This is a genomic window from Pseudoalteromonas sp. OANN1 (genome assembly GCF_024124685.1).
GTDB lineage: Bacteria > Pseudomonadota > Gammaproteobacteria > Enterobacterales > Alteromonadaceae > Pseudoalteromonas > Pseudoalteromonas piscicida.
This window is the reverse complement of record NZ_JAMXSE010000008.1, coordinates 139,986-155,060: the sequence shown is the minus strand read 5'-3', so window position 1 is coordinate 155,060 and position 15,075 is coordinate 139,986. Positions and strand designations below refer to the sequence as shown.

Annotated in this window: 13 protein-coding genes; 9 read left to right on the top strand and 4 right to left on the bottom strand. The window is 43.8% G+C overall.

The window, feature by feature from the left end:
* Positions 1 to 20 precede the first annotated feature (20 nt).
* From NH462_RS09470 to NH462_RS09445, 6 genes are all read left to right on the top strand, one after another.
* A complete protein-coding gene (locus tag NH462_RS09470; protein WP_010372052.1) occupies positions 21 to 1,184 on the top strand; it encodes a serine hydrolase in 1,164 nt (387 codons plus the stop codon).
* A gap of 164 nt (positions 1,185 to 1,348) precedes the next feature.
* The gene (gene ybeD, locus NH462_RS09465; protein WP_010372058.1) at positions 1,349 to 1,627 is read left to right on the top strand and encodes a DUF493 family protein YbeD; all 279 of its coding nucleotides are present in this window, start codon (positions 1,349 to 1,351) and stop codon (positions 1,625 to 1,627) included.
* A gap of 19 nt (positions 1,628 to 1,646) precedes the next feature.
* Positions 1,647 to 2,300 carry a lipoyl(octanoyl) transferase LipB gene (gene lipB / locus NH462_RS09460; RefSeq protein ID WP_239357100.1) on the top strand — a complete coding sequence of 218 codons (654 nt, stop codon included), beginning with the start codon at positions 1,647 to 1,649 and terminating at the stop codon, positions 2,298 to 2,300.
* Positions 2,297 to 3,262, top strand: coding sequence for a lipoyl synthase (gene lipA, locus NH462_RS09455; RefSeq protein ID WP_010372064.1), 966 nt, complete (start codon positions 2,297 to 2,299; stop codon positions 3,260 to 3,262). The genes lipB and lipA overlap by 4 nt, the downstream gene beginning before the upstream one ends.
* Before the next feature lie 216 nt (positions 3,263 to 3,478).
* Positions 3,479 to 4,555, top strand: a complete 1,077-nt coding sequence (locus NH462_RS09450) for a tetratricopeptide repeat protein (RefSeq protein WP_010372068.1) — start codon at positions 3,479 to 3,481, stop codon at positions 4,553 to 4,555.
* Between the two features lie 253 nt (positions 4,556 to 4,808).
* Complete coding sequence (locus tag NH462_RS09445) at positions 4,809 to 6,011, top strand: aromatic amino acid transport family protein (protein ID WP_253105513.1); 1,203 nt, start codon at positions 4,809 to 4,811, stop codon at positions 6,009 to 6,011.
* A 60-nt stretch (positions 6,012 to 6,071) separates the two neighbouring features.
* Here the strand turns inward: NH462_RS09445 and NH462_RS09440 are convergent, their stop codons facing one another.
* The 3 genes from NH462_RS09440 to pomA form a co-directional block, all read right to left on the bottom strand.
* Positions 6,072 to 6,593: a hypothetical protein gene (locus NH462_RS09440; RefSeq protein WP_045964626.1), complete on the bottom strand. Its 522-nt coding sequence runs from the start codon at positions 6,591 to 6,593 to the stop codon at positions 6,072 to 6,074.
* A 171-nt stretch (positions 6,594 to 6,764) separates the two neighbouring features.
* Positions 6,765 to 7,694, bottom strand: a complete 930-nt coding sequence (locus tag NH462_RS09435) for a flagellar motor protein MotB (RefSeq protein ID WP_017216362.1) — start codon at positions 7,692 to 7,694, stop codon at positions 6,765 to 6,767.
* A 2-nt stretch (positions 7,695 to 7,696) separates the two neighbouring features.
* The gene (gene pomA, locus NH462_RS09430) at positions 7,697 to 8,464 is read right to left on the bottom strand and encodes a flagellar motor protein PomA (protein WP_010372079.1); all 768 of its coding nucleotides are present in this window, start codon (positions 8,462 to 8,464) and stop codon (positions 7,697 to 7,699) included.
* A 234-nt stretch (positions 8,465 to 8,698) separates the two neighbouring features.
* Here pomA and xseB point away from each other — a divergent pair, with 234 nt between their 5' ends.
* From xseB to dxs, 3 genes are all read left to right on the top strand, one after another.
* Positions 8,699 to 8,938 (top strand): exodeoxyribonuclease VII small subunit, encoded by a 240-nt coding sequence (gene xseB, locus NH462_RS09425; protein WP_010372081.1) that lies wholly within the window; start codon positions 8,699 to 8,701, stop codon positions 8,936 to 8,938.
* Positions 8,938 to 9,837, top strand: coding sequence for a (2E,6E)-farnesyl diphosphate synthase (ispA, locus tag NH462_RS09420; protein ID WP_253105512.1), 900 nt, complete (start codon positions 8,938 to 8,940; stop codon positions 9,835 to 9,837). Before xseB ends, ispA begins: the two co-directional genes overlap by 1 nt.
* Positions 9,838 to 10,003: 166 nt before the next feature.
* Complete coding sequence (gene dxs, locus NH462_RS09415) at positions 10,004 to 11,869, top strand: 1-deoxy-D-xylulose-5-phosphate synthase (RefSeq protein ID WP_253105511.1); 1,866 nt, start codon at positions 10,004 to 10,006, stop codon at positions 11,867 to 11,869.
* 104 nt (positions 11,870 to 11,973) lie between these two features.
* Here dxs and NH462_RS09410 read toward each other — a convergent pair whose 3' ends face one another.
* On the bottom strand, positions 11,974 to 15,054 hold the full coding sequence (locus NH462_RS09410; RefSeq protein WP_253105509.1) for a ligand-binding sensor domain-containing diguanylate cyclase: 3,081 nt from the start codon (positions 15,052 to 15,054) through the stop codon (positions 11,974 to 11,976).
* Positions 15,055 to 15,075: the final 21 nt, after the last annotated feature.

Here is a 15,075-nt window from a genome sequence, read left to right as displayed (position 1 = left end):
TAAACAAAAAAGCGAGCATAATGACTTCTATCAAACCAAAAATCGTTAAAAAAGTCCTTGGACTGGTGTGCACTTTCTCTATTATGAGTGCCAGCGCACAAATTATTCCTTCGCCGCCGCAGATCAATGCAAAAGGCTATTTCCTTGTAGATTTCACAACTGGAAAGGTGATTGCAGAAGGTGAAGCCGATACTAAGCTAGCGCCAGCAAGTTTAACCAAAATGATGACCAGTTATGTTATTGGTACTGAAATCGCGGCAGGTAACATTAGTCCATCTGATCAGGTCACCATTAGCGAAAAAGCGTGGGCTAAGAATTTTCCTGGTTCATCGGTGATGTTTATCGAAGTGGGTAAGCAGGTCAGTGTTGATGATTTAAACCACGGGATCATTATTCAATCAGGTAATGATGCTTGTGTTGCAATGGCCGAGCATATTGCTGGTAGTGAAAGTGCGTTTGCCGATCTGATGAATGCGCATGCTGAAAAACTGGGGATGACTAATACCCACTTTATTAACAGCCATGGTTTAGATACTGATGAGCATTACACCACCCCAAGAGACATGGCAACACTCGGGGCGGCGCTTATTCGTGATGTACCTGATGAATACGCTTTATACAAGAAAAAGTCTTTCTCATACAACGGCATAAAGCAATATAACCGTAACTCATTACTTTGGGATGCAAGCCTTGAAGTGGATGGCATAAAAACCGGCCACACCTCAGATGCAGGCTATAGCCTTGTTACTTCAGCGGTTAAAGATGATATGCGTCTTGTTGCAGTAGTCATGGGCACAGAAAGTGAGCGTGCACGTAAAGTTGAAAGCAAAAAATTGCTTAACTACGGCTTTCGTTTCTTTGAAACCATCACCCCTTACCAAGCTGGTGACGCTTTTGCCGATCAGCGCGTATGGATGGGTAACAAAGAAACCGTATCGCTTGGCATTATGGAAGACACGCCAATTACTATCCCACGTGGTCAAAGCAAGAATTTAAAGGCTAACTTTGAGCTAGATAAGACGCTCGAAGCGCCGCTAGCAAAAGGCACTAAAGTTGGCACTTTGTTCCTACAACTTGAGGGTGAAGACGTAGCACAATACCCACTGGTTACGCTTGAAGAGATCCAAGAAGGTGGATTCTTTAGCAAGATCTACGACTACCTACGTTTACAGATCTCGCAATAACCCTATTTTATGTAAGTGAACGCCTCATCATGAGGCGTTTTTTTTTGCGCCAAAAATGATAGAATGCGGCCAATAAATGACGACCTTGGCAGCTCTAGGCTTGAAAGAGCATCTAAGTGGCCAAATAAGGGCGTCAGCAAGTAGTTCGTTGTGAGGATACCGTCGTGGTAAAACCAGTTAAAAATACTAAGTTTGATGAATACTTAGAATTTCCTTGCCCATTTACATTCAAGATTATGGGCCTTGCAAATGTCGATTTGACGGATCAGATCCTAGCTAAACTGCAGGTTATTGCACCGGGTGATTATGCACCAAAGGTTAAACCAAGCAGTAAAGGCACCTATGAAGCCGTATCTCTTGTCGTTACCGTAACCAGCAAAGAGCATATCGAGCAGATTTATACCGAGATCGGTGGCATCGAAGACGTCCGTTACATCCTGTAGTTGGTAAGGACCCCTAGTTATGGAATCTCGTAAGTTAATTGTGCGCCAACTCGGCCTTTGTAGTTACGAGCCAATTTGGCACAAAATGCAATCTTTTACCGATGAGCGTGATGACAACACAGCGGATGAAATCTGGCTGGTGGAGCATGAGCCTGTTTTTACACAGGGTCAAGCCGGTAAAGAAGAGCATGTCTTGGCGCCGGGTGATATTCCTGTCGTAAAAGTGGATCGCGGCGGTCAAGTTACCTACCACGGTCCTGGGCAACAAATGCTTTATGTACTGCTCAACTTACGACGATTAAAAATAGGAGTACGTGAACTTGTCACTTGGCTAGAAGAAAGCATTATCGACTCCCTAAAAGAATATGGGATAGAGGCTTACGCTAAAGCCGATGCACCAGGTGTATACGTCAACGATAGCAAGATAGCATCTCTTGGACTTAGAGTCCGCCGTGGCTGCTCGTTTCATGGACTCGCACTCAACGTCAATATGGATCTTGGTCCATTTTTACGAATCAACCCTTGTGGTTATGCGGGCATGAATATGGTGCAAAGTAGCGAAATTAATGGACCTCAAACCGTCGCTGATGCGGGGGCTGGTCTGGTAAAACACATGCTAAAACGCATTAATGCTGAGCATGTCGAATACACTGAAGGGTTTGAAAACGTATGAGTAAACCAGTCAAAATGGAGCCAGGGGTAAAGCTCCGCGATGCTGAAAAAATGGCATTGATCCCAGTTAAAGTCATGCCAACAGAACGCGAAGAAATGCTGAGAAAGCCTGAGTGGTTAAAGATCCGTTTGCCAAAATCAAGTGAGCGTATCGATGGCATTAAACAAGCAATGCGTAAGCACGGCTTGCACTCTGTTTGTGAAGAAGCGTCTTGCCCTAACCTTTCTGAGTGCTTTAATCACGGTACAGCAACCTTTATGATTTTAGGTGCAATTTGTACTCGCCGCTGTCCATTCTGCGATGTGGCCCACGGTCGTCCATTAAAACCTGACGCCCAAGAGCCGGAAAAGCTTGCACTTACCATCAAAGACATGAAGTTAAGCTACGTTGTTATTACCTCTGTTGACCGTGATGATTTGCGCGACGGTGGTGCGCAGCACTTTGCCGACTGTATTCGTGAGATCCGTAAGCACAACCCAGGTATTACAATCGAAATTCTCGTGCCTGATTTCCGTGGCCGTATGGATAGAGCGCTTGAAATCTTGAGTGAAACACCACCAGATGTATTCAACCACAACCTTGAAACTGCACCGAGACTATACAAGCTAGCGCGTCCAGGTGCCGATTATAAGTGGTCACTCGAATTACTACGCCGCTTTAAAGAAATGCACCCAGAGGTAAGAACAAAGTCAGGCTTAATGGTTGGACTAGGCGAAGAAATCTCTGAAATTGAAGAGGTCTTAAGAGACTTGCGCGAGCATAATGTAGATATGCTCACCGTAGGCCAGTATCTGCAACCTTCAAAGCACCACTTGCCAGTAAAACGCTACGTGCCACCGGTTGAATTTGATGGGCTAAAAGAATATGCCGACGAGATAGGCTTTAGCCACGCAGCTTGCGGACCATTTGTACGCTCTAGCTACCATGCAGATCAGCAAGCCGCCGGTAAAGAAGTAAAATAGCTTCTGCTCCGAACTTAAGTTCAAGTAACACGGATATTGCTCCTAGTCGTCAGTAGGAGCAATATCCATACAATTACCGACTTCCCCTCTACGCATTTATGTAAATTCAATGTAAAATAGCCAAAATTCCCTTAATTTACACCCTTGTCTAGCCAGAGAGTTTTAGTGGTAACAAGGCATTAATTATCCCCAGCTCAAGTTACTTAGAATAATAATATGGAATACGGACCAATCAGCTTTTACGCTATTTTTATTGCCGTTGTGGTACTTGGAGGCTCCTTAGGCGGGCTCCTACAAGCGATGCGTTCAACGTCGTCATATAAATTTCGCAAACCTAAGTTTAAGAGTGCGAATAGCGCCGCCCCAGAGTATTGGGACTTAGGTGGATTCGGTGTCATTCTAGCCGGTGTGATCTCAGCATTTATGGCAATCGGTGTGCTCACCATGGCGGGCGCTGCTGACTTCAGCCCAGTCAGTAAGTATGCATTTAAATCATATCAAAATGGGGAGCACGACTCCCACCATCAAAACAATGATGAGATACTCATTCCCGTGGCGATGTTTTCATCTGCGCATAACGATAATGCCGTTGAGATCAACCGTATAATCAAAGTGGTCGTTGAGCACAACTTGAAGCGGGAAAACGACTCAATTACCGGTTCTGATAAAGCATTTTGGACTTGGATTAAAATCTTTTCATTCTCTATTTTAAGCGGTTTTGGTGGTGTAGGACTCGTTTCTAGCGCCTACAAGCGCTACGTTGGCGAAGATGAATTCAATGACATCCAACAAAAGGTTAAAGAAGAGTATGAAATAGCACGTAAGAATACCGTAGAAATCGCACTCCAACGCGCTAGGGAATTGATTGCAAACACACAATACGATGAAGCAATTAAGGTTTGTGATGACATTCTTACCAACATTCATCCAAACCATGCAAGAGCAATTGGCATAAAAGCCAGAGCACTCAGCCGAGATGGTAAGCTCGCAGAAGCCATCAAGCTGCTAGAAAGCGCACTTTCCATCTCAGATATGAGTGAGTCCGTCAGAGCTCGTATGCATTGGAATATCGCCTGTTACCAGACTCGTATAGATTTTAGCGAAGGCTTACCTGAGGAGCTAGATTGTATGGTCCGGACGCTGGGTGAGATCCGCAGCCATTTAGAGCGTGCAATTGCGCTTGATGAGCATTTAAGATTGAAGCTACCCGACGGTGAGAGTGACCTTATTGTGCTAAAGTCGCTCAGTTCGAGAGGTCAAGATTGGTTTGACAATTTAGTACGAGCGCAATAGACTCTTAGGTAAGTTAGCTTGATACGGTGCAGTTTCATGAGAGATGAAGACTTTATTTAAAAGTTAAAGGTACAAGCACAAACTCACTGGATGAAAATACCAGTGAGTAGAATAAGCCGCATATTGATATGCGGCTTTTTTGTTTTTAACGCATAAATTTTATACGCGAATTGGTATTAGCAGCAAAACGGTTTCATTTCCTCGCTATTCGTTATATCTTGCCTCACCAGATAATAATAATCAGGGGCAAAACGTGCTTAAGAATAAAACTTTGGGCAGCATGCTGATTGTAGCAGGTACTACAATTGGCGCGGGTATGCTCGCCCTCCCTATTGCATCAGCAGGACTCGGCTTTTCTACCGCTATCGCATTATTAGCAATCACATGGTTGTTAATGACCTATACCGCTTTGCTTATGTTGGAAGTACATCAATACGCAGATCAAGACGCAACGCTAAATACACTGGCGAAAAACTTGCTCGGTAAAACGGGCCAATATGTCGCTAACTTTTCTATGGTATTTTTATTCTATGCACTGTGCGCAGCTTATATCGCGGGAGGTGGAGCACAACTTCAAAGCAAACTGGTTAGTATACTAGGTGATGGGATCACTCCCCAACTCGGTTCAGTATTGCTTGCTGTTATCATAGCAACCATAGTGACATTAGGCACAAGTACCGTCGATAAGCTTAACCAATTACTATTTACCATTAAAGTTATCGTGCTCGCGAGTTTGTTTTTTATCCTGACTCCCTATGTCCATGGCCAACACCTTATCGATATGCCAGTGGAGCAAGGACTTGTTATTGCAGCAATTCCTGTAATTTTCACTTCATTTGGGTTTCATGGATCAATCCCGTCAATCGTTAAGTACGTGGGCGTAGATATCCGTCAATTACGTAAAGTAATGATGTTTGGTGCTTCCCTCCCGCTTATCATCTATGTATTTTGGCAACTACTAAGCCAAGGTGTTATGGGGCAAGAGAGCTTAATGGCAAGTGAGGGACTGCCAGGTTTTGTCACCAGTATTTCGTCTATCGCACACAACGACAACGTACAATTATTTGTGACGGTTTTTGCAGATCTTGCTCTGGCGACTTCATTCTTAGGTGTTAGTCTCGGTTTATTCGACTTTTTTGCTGATGCCTTTAAAAAGCAAGATACCAAGAAAGACCGTATAAAAACGGCGTTCATTACCTTTTTACCACCGCTAGGGTTTGCCCTTTTTTATCCCAAAGGTTTTATCATGGCACTGGGATATGCGGCGATTGCATTGGTGGTATTGGCAGTGTTTCTGCCAGTTGCTATGGTATGGAAACAGAGAAAAGCTAGAGGCAATGATGGATATCAGGTTAAAGGTGGTACGCTTGGACTAGGACTTGCCGCCATTTTCGGTGTGATGATCATCACCTCTCAGCTAATGCAAATGGCTGGCCTTATTCCTAGTTTAGGGTAAGCAAAACAACTGCAAATTAATCTGAGCCTTGGGTAAGGCGTTAATTATCCGGGGCTCAGATTAACTAGTAGTTTCTGCTAGACTATTTTCCCTAGCCAGTCTCGCTTCTTTTCTATCTTGCATTACTTTCCAAAAGGTAAACACTGGCACAAATGCTAAACACAGAGTAGCCACATTAACCATAGGAATAATTGTAGGGTACAGGTAAGTTGAATAAGAGAGATCCATAAAATGTCTGTCGACAAGTCTAAAAAACTGTAACAGCGGAGCTGGAATAATGATTATTTGGGCAAGAATACTTTGCCAAAGATACATCTTATCTTTAACAGCCCAGTAAGCAATAATTGCCATGAAGACAATGTCTGAAAGGGCCCAATATATGTATCGAAACACCTTAACATCATCGAATTGCATAACCCAATCGTAGGTTAGCCATCCTAATATATAAAACATTGCAACCAAAGACGAATATCGCAGTGCTTGTTTATCTCGCACTACGATACACATTACTACCGCTAAAAAAGAAACCCAAATACTGTATTCCTGAAAAAACAGTCTAATGGGTTCCCATTCAGGCCACATGTACCTTAACGTCCTGCGTCTGGTTTCTGCTCTTCATCACCGTTATCACCACCACCGCCGTTGTTTCCAGGCAATCTATAATTTTTAATGTCCATCATTTTATCCTTATCGAGAGTTTGTAGAGCAGCTAGAACTTTAGCGAATTCCCTGTAACTTGGCAATAAACTGTAATTAATTTTGCCTCACTTCAATAGGGTCTGACTCTTTAGGTTTACCCTGTAAAATTGAGATTTCAACGCGCCGATTGCGGCGTCTATCAGCATCGCTGTCATTGGGAACAAGTGGTCTGGTGTCTGCGTGACCAACCACGACCATTCTATTCTTATCAAAACCACGGACGCGCTCCATCACAGTCGCAACAGCGACCGCTCTCGTCGCCGATAAATCCCAGTTATTAGAGTAAAGTTCGTTTGTGACTCTAAAATCGTCTGTGTGACCTGATACAGTAATTTCACCGGGTACATCTTTAAGTAGCTCTGCAATTTCGGCAATCACAGGTTCAAACTTAGGTTGCAAAAACGCACTACCTGCAGGGAAAGAACCATTCTCTTGGATACGAATAATGATTTGCTGCCCTAGAGACTCAAGCTCAATCGCACCATCCATTATTTGCTTTTCTAGCTGCTGCGCAATCTTTTTAACAAGCTCATTAACTTGTTCTTGATCTGCGGATGCGATTGCTTGCGTTGACGCCATTTCTTGAGCTGTACTGGCTGACTCACCACCACGCTTATTGCCCCGCTGCTCTTGCCGACCACCCGCAGACGATTCATCACCAGCCTGAAACTCAAGCATCTGTTGCGTCATTTCTACGGTTTGCTGTTGGATAGTTTCAATTGGTGTTGGCTCTGGCTTACCAGGAGTAAATTCCATCGCGATAACACTGGTACCTTTTGGGATATCCTTCACTTCAATTTTGTTTTGCACACCAAAAGCAAATTTCATCGACCCGGCAATTTGCTTAAACTTCAGCACATCCATTTCAGAAAATGCCAGTAGCAGTACAAAGAAGCACATCAGTAATGACATCAGATCAGCAAATGTCCCCATCCAGGCGGGAAGACCTGGAGGAGGACATTTACATTCTTTCTCATCTGACATGGTTATTCCTCAGCCTCAGCGCCACGTTTAGATTCAGGCAAATAATTTTTCAAAATGCCTTCAATAACTTTCGGGTTTTGGCCATCCTGAATGCCTAAAATAGCATCTAAGATGAGCCGCTGATTTCGCTCTTCTTCATCTTTACGAAGCTCAAGCTTAACCTGAATAGGGATCGCAACCACGTTAGCTAAAAACGCACCATACAAAGTTGTTAAAAGTGCAACAGCCATGGCTGGCCCGATTGCTTTTGGGTCATCCATGTTAGATAGCATAGCCACCAAGCCGATGAGTGTTCCGATCATGCCCATCGCAGGCGCAATATCGGCGAGGGATTTAAATAAACCCGCGCCTAGTTCATGTCTTGAAGACGTTAGGGAAATGTCTTTTTGCAGTGTGGCACGTACAACATCAGCGTCATGGCCGTCGACTAACATATCAACGCCTTTACGCATAAATTGGTTGGGAATTTCAGCTTCTTCTAACGCTAAGAAACCACCTTTACGCGCAGAATCAGCAAGCTCAACGGCTTTTTCAATCAGCTCTTCAGGGGTTTCAATCTTAAACATGAAGGCCTTGCCGGCCACTTTACCAATGCCGAAAAATTGTCCAAGCGTAAAGTTAGACAATACGATAAAAATTGAACCACCAAATACGATAACGACGGAAGGCGTGTTATAGAACATAGCGATCTGGCCATCACTACTCAGTACCATCGACATTACAATCAAACCTATGGCACCCAGGATCCCTATTACCGTTGCTAAATCCACATGTCCTCCGAGGGAAGTTATTTGTGATAAATCACGCAGTTATTATTGTTTGAGTTATCGGCAAGTTTCTCTACAACTTAACACTATTATATTAAAAAGTGTTTAAAATGCGAGTTTATAGCAGATCTTGTAATGCCGATACTCCGTCAGATCAAAAAGTCTCTGGTTTTTTTGACCTTGGCGCGCAATCCCCCTAAAATTGCCACACTTTTACTTTACGGGTCAGTGTGACATATGGCGGTAAAAAAACCTGATAATTTGAGCTTTGAAGAGGCCATGCAAGAGTTGGAACAAATCGTTGCAGACATGGAAAACGGTAGCTTACCTCTGGATCAAGCACTTAAACAATTTGAGCGTGGGATAAAGCTCGCAAAAGCTTCAAACCAAAAACTTCAGCAAGCTGAGCAGCAGGTCGCTATTTTAATGGGCGAAGATGAGCAAGCGCAATTACAGCCATTTGAAAACGAAGCCTAATGTCAGCAAAATTACAAGAAAAACTCCTGTCAGCTAAGACGCGTGTAGAAACCACCGTTTTACACTATTTTGATAATGTGATTGATACTGAAGAAAATATCAAAGCCGCAACGCGCTACAGTATAGAAAATGGTGGTAAACGCTTGCGACCATTCTTGGTGTACTGCACTGGTGAATTGTTTGGTGCGGCTCCAGAAGACTTAGACAAGGCCGCTGCAGCAATAGAATGCGTGCATAGCTATTCGTTGGTGCACGATGATTTACCCGCGATGGATGATGATGAACTTAGGCGCGGCCGTCCAACCTGCCATATTCAATTTGATGAAGCGACAGCTATCTTAGCTGGTGATGCCTTACAAACTCTGGCTTTTGAGCTATTAAGTGAACATCAATTCGCAGTAAACCACCATGCACAAATAAAAATGATTTCCGCGCTAGCTAAAGCATCGGGTCTACAAGGCATGGTTGGTGGCCAAGCACTTGATATAGCTGCTACTGATCGTTCAATTACCATAGACGAACTTGAACGTATTCATAAGCTAAAAACAGGTGCACTGCTAAGCTGTGCTGTGGAGCTTGGGATCTTATGCGGCAACCCAGAGCAAGTTACCGAGCAAGCATGTAGTGCAATACGCACTTATGGTCGTGCAATAGGCCTTGCATTCCAAGTCAGAGATGACATTCTTGATGTAGAAGGTGACACGGCAGTGCTTGGTAAGCCACAAGGCTCTGACATAGAACATAATAAGTCTACCTACCCTGCATTGTTAGGCTTAGAACAAGCAAAAGAAAAAGCCGAACAGTTGATAGATGAAGCACTGGATGCGCTTACGAAAATAGATGGTGACACAGAAATACTTGCAGATTTAGCGAAATACATCATAGATCGAGAATATTAAGCTGGCGTATAAAATAACTACGTCAAGCTAAGAAAATATTCACAAGTACTTTGTAAATACTGGCTAACATAATATTATGGCCAGTTGGTGACGAATTTTAATAATTATGAAGTGAGCTGCGCGGGTAAGTACTCAGCAAAGACTCACTAGGACTCTGATAAATACCATGAAACTTGATAGTAGCAAGTATCCTTTACTCGCGTTAATTGACGACCCAAGTCAACTTCGTCAATTACCCCAGCATAAGTTATCTGTGTTAAGTGATGAATTACGAGAGTATTTGCTAAACTCAGTCTCTCAAAGCAGCGGTCACTTAGCTTCAGGTCTTGGCACGGTCGAACTGACCGTTGCATTGCATTACGTCTACAACACACCACTGGATAGATTGGTGTGGGACGTAGGTCATCAGGCTTATCCCCATAAGATCCTTACAGGCCGCCGTGACCAGATGCATACAATTCGCCAGAAAGATGGGCTACACCCTTTCCCATATCGAGAGGAAAGTGAATACGATACCTTTAGTGTTGGTCACTCAAGCACCTCAATTTCTGCAGCGCTCGCAATGGCTATTGCCGCTGAAAGAGAAGCAATTGGCCGTAAAACTGTTGCTATTATTGGTGATGGCGCAATGACTGCTGGTATGGCGTTTGAAGCCATGAACCACGCGGGAGATGTTAATCCGGACATGCTCGTGATCTTGAACGACAATGAAATGTCTATCTCAGAAAACGTTGGCGCACTTACAAACCATTTCGCAAAGATCCTCTCTGGTAGCTTCTATACCAATATTCGTGAAGGCAGTAAAAAGCTGTTAGCTGGTGTACCGCCAGTTAAAGAACTTGCTGGCCGAATGGAAGAACACTTAAAAGGGATGATAATCCCAGGTACTTTCTTTGAAGAGCTTGGCTTTAACTATATTGGCCCAATCGATGGACATGATGTTGGCACCCTAGTTGATACGCTGCGTAATATGCGTAACCTTAAGGGGCCACAGTTATTGCATGTTAAAACGCAAAAAGGGAAAGGCTATAAGCCTGCAGAAGCGGATCCTATTGGCTACCATGGCGTACCAAAGTTTGATCCAACCGTGCACAGCTTACCCAAATCAAAACCCAGCGCACCGACCTTTTCAAAAGTATTTGGTGACTGGCTCTGTGATATGGCCGCACAAGATAATAAGCTGATGGCTATTACACCTGCAATGCGTGAAGGTTCTGGCATGGTGCGCTTCTCTAAAGAGTACCCGGCTCAGTATTTTGATGTTGCGATTGCTGAGCAACATGCTGTTACGCTTGGTGCTGGCTTTGCCTGTGAGGGCTTGAATCCTATTGTTGCTATTTATTCTAGCTTTTTACAACGTGCTTATGACCAATTAATTCATGATGTTGCACTACAAAACCTGCCAGTACTTTTTGCCATTGACCGCGCAGGTGTCGTTGGTGCGGATGGTGAAACACACCAAGGGGCTTATGATCTAAGCTTTTTGCGCTGCATTCCTAATATGGTGATCATGGCACCAAGCGACCTCAATGAGTGTCGCCAAATGCTCTATACCGGTCACCGCCTAGATAGGCCAGCTGCGGTAAGATACCCTAGGGGCAGTGCGGGAAGCGCAGAGATTAGTGCAGAAATGAGCGAACTGGAAATTGGTAAGGGCAAGGTAGTAAGAGAAGGTGAAAAGCTGGCTATTTTAAGCTTTGGTACATTGCTTGAAAACGCTCAAGCCGTAGCCGAAGAGCTAAATGCGACACTAGTTGATATGCGCTTTGTAAAACCTTTAGATACCGCACTTATCGAAGAGTTAGTGGTAACTCACGAGCGCTTTGTAACACTTGAAGACAATGCGATTGCTGGTGGTGCAGGTTCAGCTGTGAGCGAATATCTATTAGCCCAAGGCCATCTAAAGCCAATCAAACTACTCGGCCTACCTGATGAGTTTATTAAGCATGGTTCACAAACTGAGATCCACGCCGAACTGGGTTTAAACAGCGAAGGAATAAGCCAGCAAATTAAGGCCTGGCTAAATCCATAGTCTTGACTTTGAGCTGTTCTAAAAAAGGCTTCCATTTGGAAGCCTTTTTTATGCTCTTGTCCCATCCTAAACAAGGTTGACAGTTTAAGCGCTAGTGATGAGTATTACCTCATCCACACTCTCACTTCCGCAAGTCCATTGCTTTGCAAAAGTTGTAACTGAGACTCTATGTTTGCGCTTTGCTCAAATTCGAATGCATCCAATTGATCGTCAAAGATGATTGTCGCAGCACCATCACCGCCACGTTGTTTGACCTGATGCAATGCGATATCAGCTAAGTTCACAGATGATTCCCAGCCAATGACCTTACCACCTAGTAGTGGCAATGGATAATATGACCATCCCATCGACACCGTTAATTTAGTCGTTTTACCATTCGGTAAGCGGTAATCCGTTTCAGCAATCGCCTTACATAAGTCGCTGACGTACTCTTCGATATAGTCTCTGCTAAAGTCACGTAGCAGTAATAGGAATTCATCACCGCTCCAACGGACGACATAATCAGAACCTTGCGTTCGTGTATTGAGTAACGTCGCTAATTGCTGCAAACAGCTATCACCGCCAATTGGACCATAAGAATCATTAATTTTGCTAAAATCATCAATGTTCATGATCATCAATACCAAACTCTTATTTTGAGCCTGTAGTGACTGCGCATTGCGCTGATAATGCTCGACATCTTTTGGTAACTGATCAAAGAGGAAGCGACGACTACGTAGCCCCGTCAATTCATCTGAGTGACTTACAAGCTTAAGCTGAGTATTGACCTGATTGAGCTTTTCATTGGCTTTTCTGAGCTCTGTCGTACGCTCTGCTATCAACGCTTCTAGTGCGGCTTGCTTCCTTCTTTCTTGTGCTCTAAATACCCAGAAAATGAGATAGAACATAAATATAAATGCACAAGTGATAAACAGTCTAAAGTAAATCGTTTCATCAAAACGGCGCGGTAACGTAATGGATAAGTTAAGCACCTTCGCCTGCTCCCAATCTTGCCCTTGGCGCTTAACTTCTAAAACAAAGGTGAAGTTGCCTGGTGGTAAATTGGTATAAATTGCTTCGCGGCGAGATTGAGCATCACGCCATTGCGTATCGTGCCCTTTTAGCTTGTATCTAAATTCAATACTATGCGGCGCGTAAAAATCGATTGCAGTATAATTAATGGTTAGATCACGCTCAGATGTATCAAGCTGGATCACTTGATTTAAGGATTCTGTACTAAATACTCTATCGTGGGTAGACAATGACTCTAGCCTTGGCAATAAATCCCCACCACCAAAAAGCTGGACATTTTTAGGGATCTCAACGACACCTTGTAAGCTGGGGTAAAAAATAGCAGACTCGGTTTCAACCACTGCATCATGCCCAAGCCCCGAACAACATTGGCTTGGTCTGCCATCAAGCTGCCTATCGAATGGGCTTATTACTTGTTCAACTTGCAAACTCTCTATAACGTGACCAAATTGCGCAACGGGCATGCGATATACCCCTTTCATTGTGCTCACCCAGATGAGCTGATTGCTCTTGTCATAATGCAGCGAAAATATCGATCCGTAAGGCAATCCATTTGAAGCATCAAGCTGATACCAATCACCCTCTGAGGTACGATAGAATAACCCATCGTTGAGTGAGCCAACTAAAGTCGTCACGGTATCCAAATGCAAAATACTGGTGATATAAGCGGTATCCAATGACGTTTGAGAACCGATTTTTTCGATCCCCTTATCATTGTAACGATAAGCCCCTTTGTTTGTACCAATGAAGCCGTATCTAGGGAAGTCTTCAACAAAAGTGACGAATTGGCTACCGAGAAAGGCATTATAGGCAAACGGCGTTATCCCCTTGTAATCAAGGCGATACAAGCCCCTGCCAGTACCAAACCACATCCCCCCACGATTTGAAGGGCTGAGAGAAAATACCGGATTTTGCCTGAGCTCTCGCTCATTTAACTTTTGCAGTGTGCCATCTTCGTAAATAAGCGCACCACGGTCAGTACCAAGAATGAGCTTTTCACCGATAAATTCTAAGTCATGTATTACAGAGCGATTTAACTGAGCACTTGTGAGCACGGGTTGATAACTATCATTTAACCCAATAATTCCAAGACCTTCTCTGCTAGCTACCCACAATTGACCATTGGGGCCTTGAGTAATTGCTGAGATAGCTTGATTTGTCCGTTGGCCGATATGATGACGCTCAACCTTACCTGAGTGAGCAAGCCAAAGTCCCTCATTTAAACTAGCAAGCCAGATATTATTATCGTTATCCATAAAAATATCGGCAAACCAGATGCTCTGATCTAGTTGAATTGGCTCAACAGCTTGCCAAATGCCATTATTTTGTCGGTATAACAATCGCCCATAAGTGGAAACCCACAGGCCACCTTCCTTATCGTTAAGAAACTTATATACCGCATTGTTACCCACTTCTTGGTAACGACGTAGTACTTCATCAATATCTAGAAAATAGGCGCCCAGCTCTGATGCTAAGAACAACTTGCCATCGACCCAAGCTAAGTCATGTATGATGGTTTGCGCTAACTGTTCAGGTAATGACACTTTACTTGCCAATTCAAGCCGAACCCCATCGCCAGTGCGATTGCTGGATTCGCTGATTTTAAGTAAGTGACGTTCATTTACCAACCAGATGCCATCTGGCACCAGCGCCATTTTAGTCACGGAACCTACAATTTGATTGATTTGGGTAACATCTAACGTACTTTGTTCGATGTTATTGGCGGCTAACGTCAGCTTTTTCGCAGAAACATAATACAGACCATTTGCAGCAATCCAGATCCCGCCATCTTCATCTTGCAAGATATCCCGTACGGGCCCCTGCAGATCGAAACGCCGAGCTTCTAAGGTTTGGGGATTAAGTCTTAGCAATCCTCGACGCGTGCCAACCCAGAGCATGCCAAATCGGTCTACCACCAATTTATTAATGGCATTGCTATTTAAAAATTCGGTATTTTGGGTGTTGAAGTTTTGGAATTGATGACCATCAAACCGACTTAAGCCAAACTGAGTTCCGAGCCAAATGTAGCCCTGATTGTCTTGAACGACACTCTTAACGCTTTGTGACGGTAATCCACTTTGGATATTCCACTGTTTAACTACGTAATCATCTATCGCCGCAAAACTCGTAATTGGTAGCAGCAAAGTGAAAATGAAAAACAATAGCCTTGTCATCTCGATTCCATCACATCAGCA

Coding starts and splice junctions, on each gene's coding strand:
- NH462_RS09450 (WP_010372068.1), top strand. CDS start 3,479: ATGGAATACGGACCAATCAGCTTTTACGCTATTTTTATTGCCGTTGTG.
- NH462_RS09410 (WP_253105509.1), bottom strand. CDS start 15,054: ATGACAAGGCTATTGTTTTTCATTTTCACTTTGCTGCTACCAATTACG.
- xseB (WP_010372081.1), top strand. CDS start 8,699: ATGGCGGTAAAAAAACCTGATAATTTGAGCTTTGAAGAGGCCATGCAA.
- dxs (WP_253105511.1), top strand. CDS start 10,004: ATGAAACTTGATAGTAGCAAGTATCCTTTACTCGCGTTAATTGACGAC.
- NH462_RS09440 (WP_045964626.1), bottom strand. CDS start 6,593: ATGTGGCCTGAATGGGAACCCATTAGACTGTTTTTTCAGGAATACAGT.
- lipB (WP_239357100.1), top strand. CDS start 1,647: ATGGAATCTCGTAAGTTAATTGTGCGCCAACTCGGCCTTTGTAGTTAC.
- ispA (WP_253105512.1), top strand. CDS start 8,938: ATGTCAGCAAAATTACAAGAAAAACTCCTGTCAGCTAAGACGCGTGTA.
- NH462_RS09470 (WP_010372052.1), top strand. CDS start 21: ATGACTTCTATCAAACCAAAAATCGTTAAAAAAGTCCTTGGACTGGTG.
- lipA (WP_010372064.1), top strand. CDS start 2,297: ATGAGTAAACCAGTCAAAATGGAGCCAGGGGTAAAGCTCCGCGATGCT.
- NH462_RS09435 (WP_017216362.1), bottom strand. CDS start 7,694: ATGTCAGATGAGAAAGAATGTAAATGTCCTCCTCCAGGTCTTCCCGCC.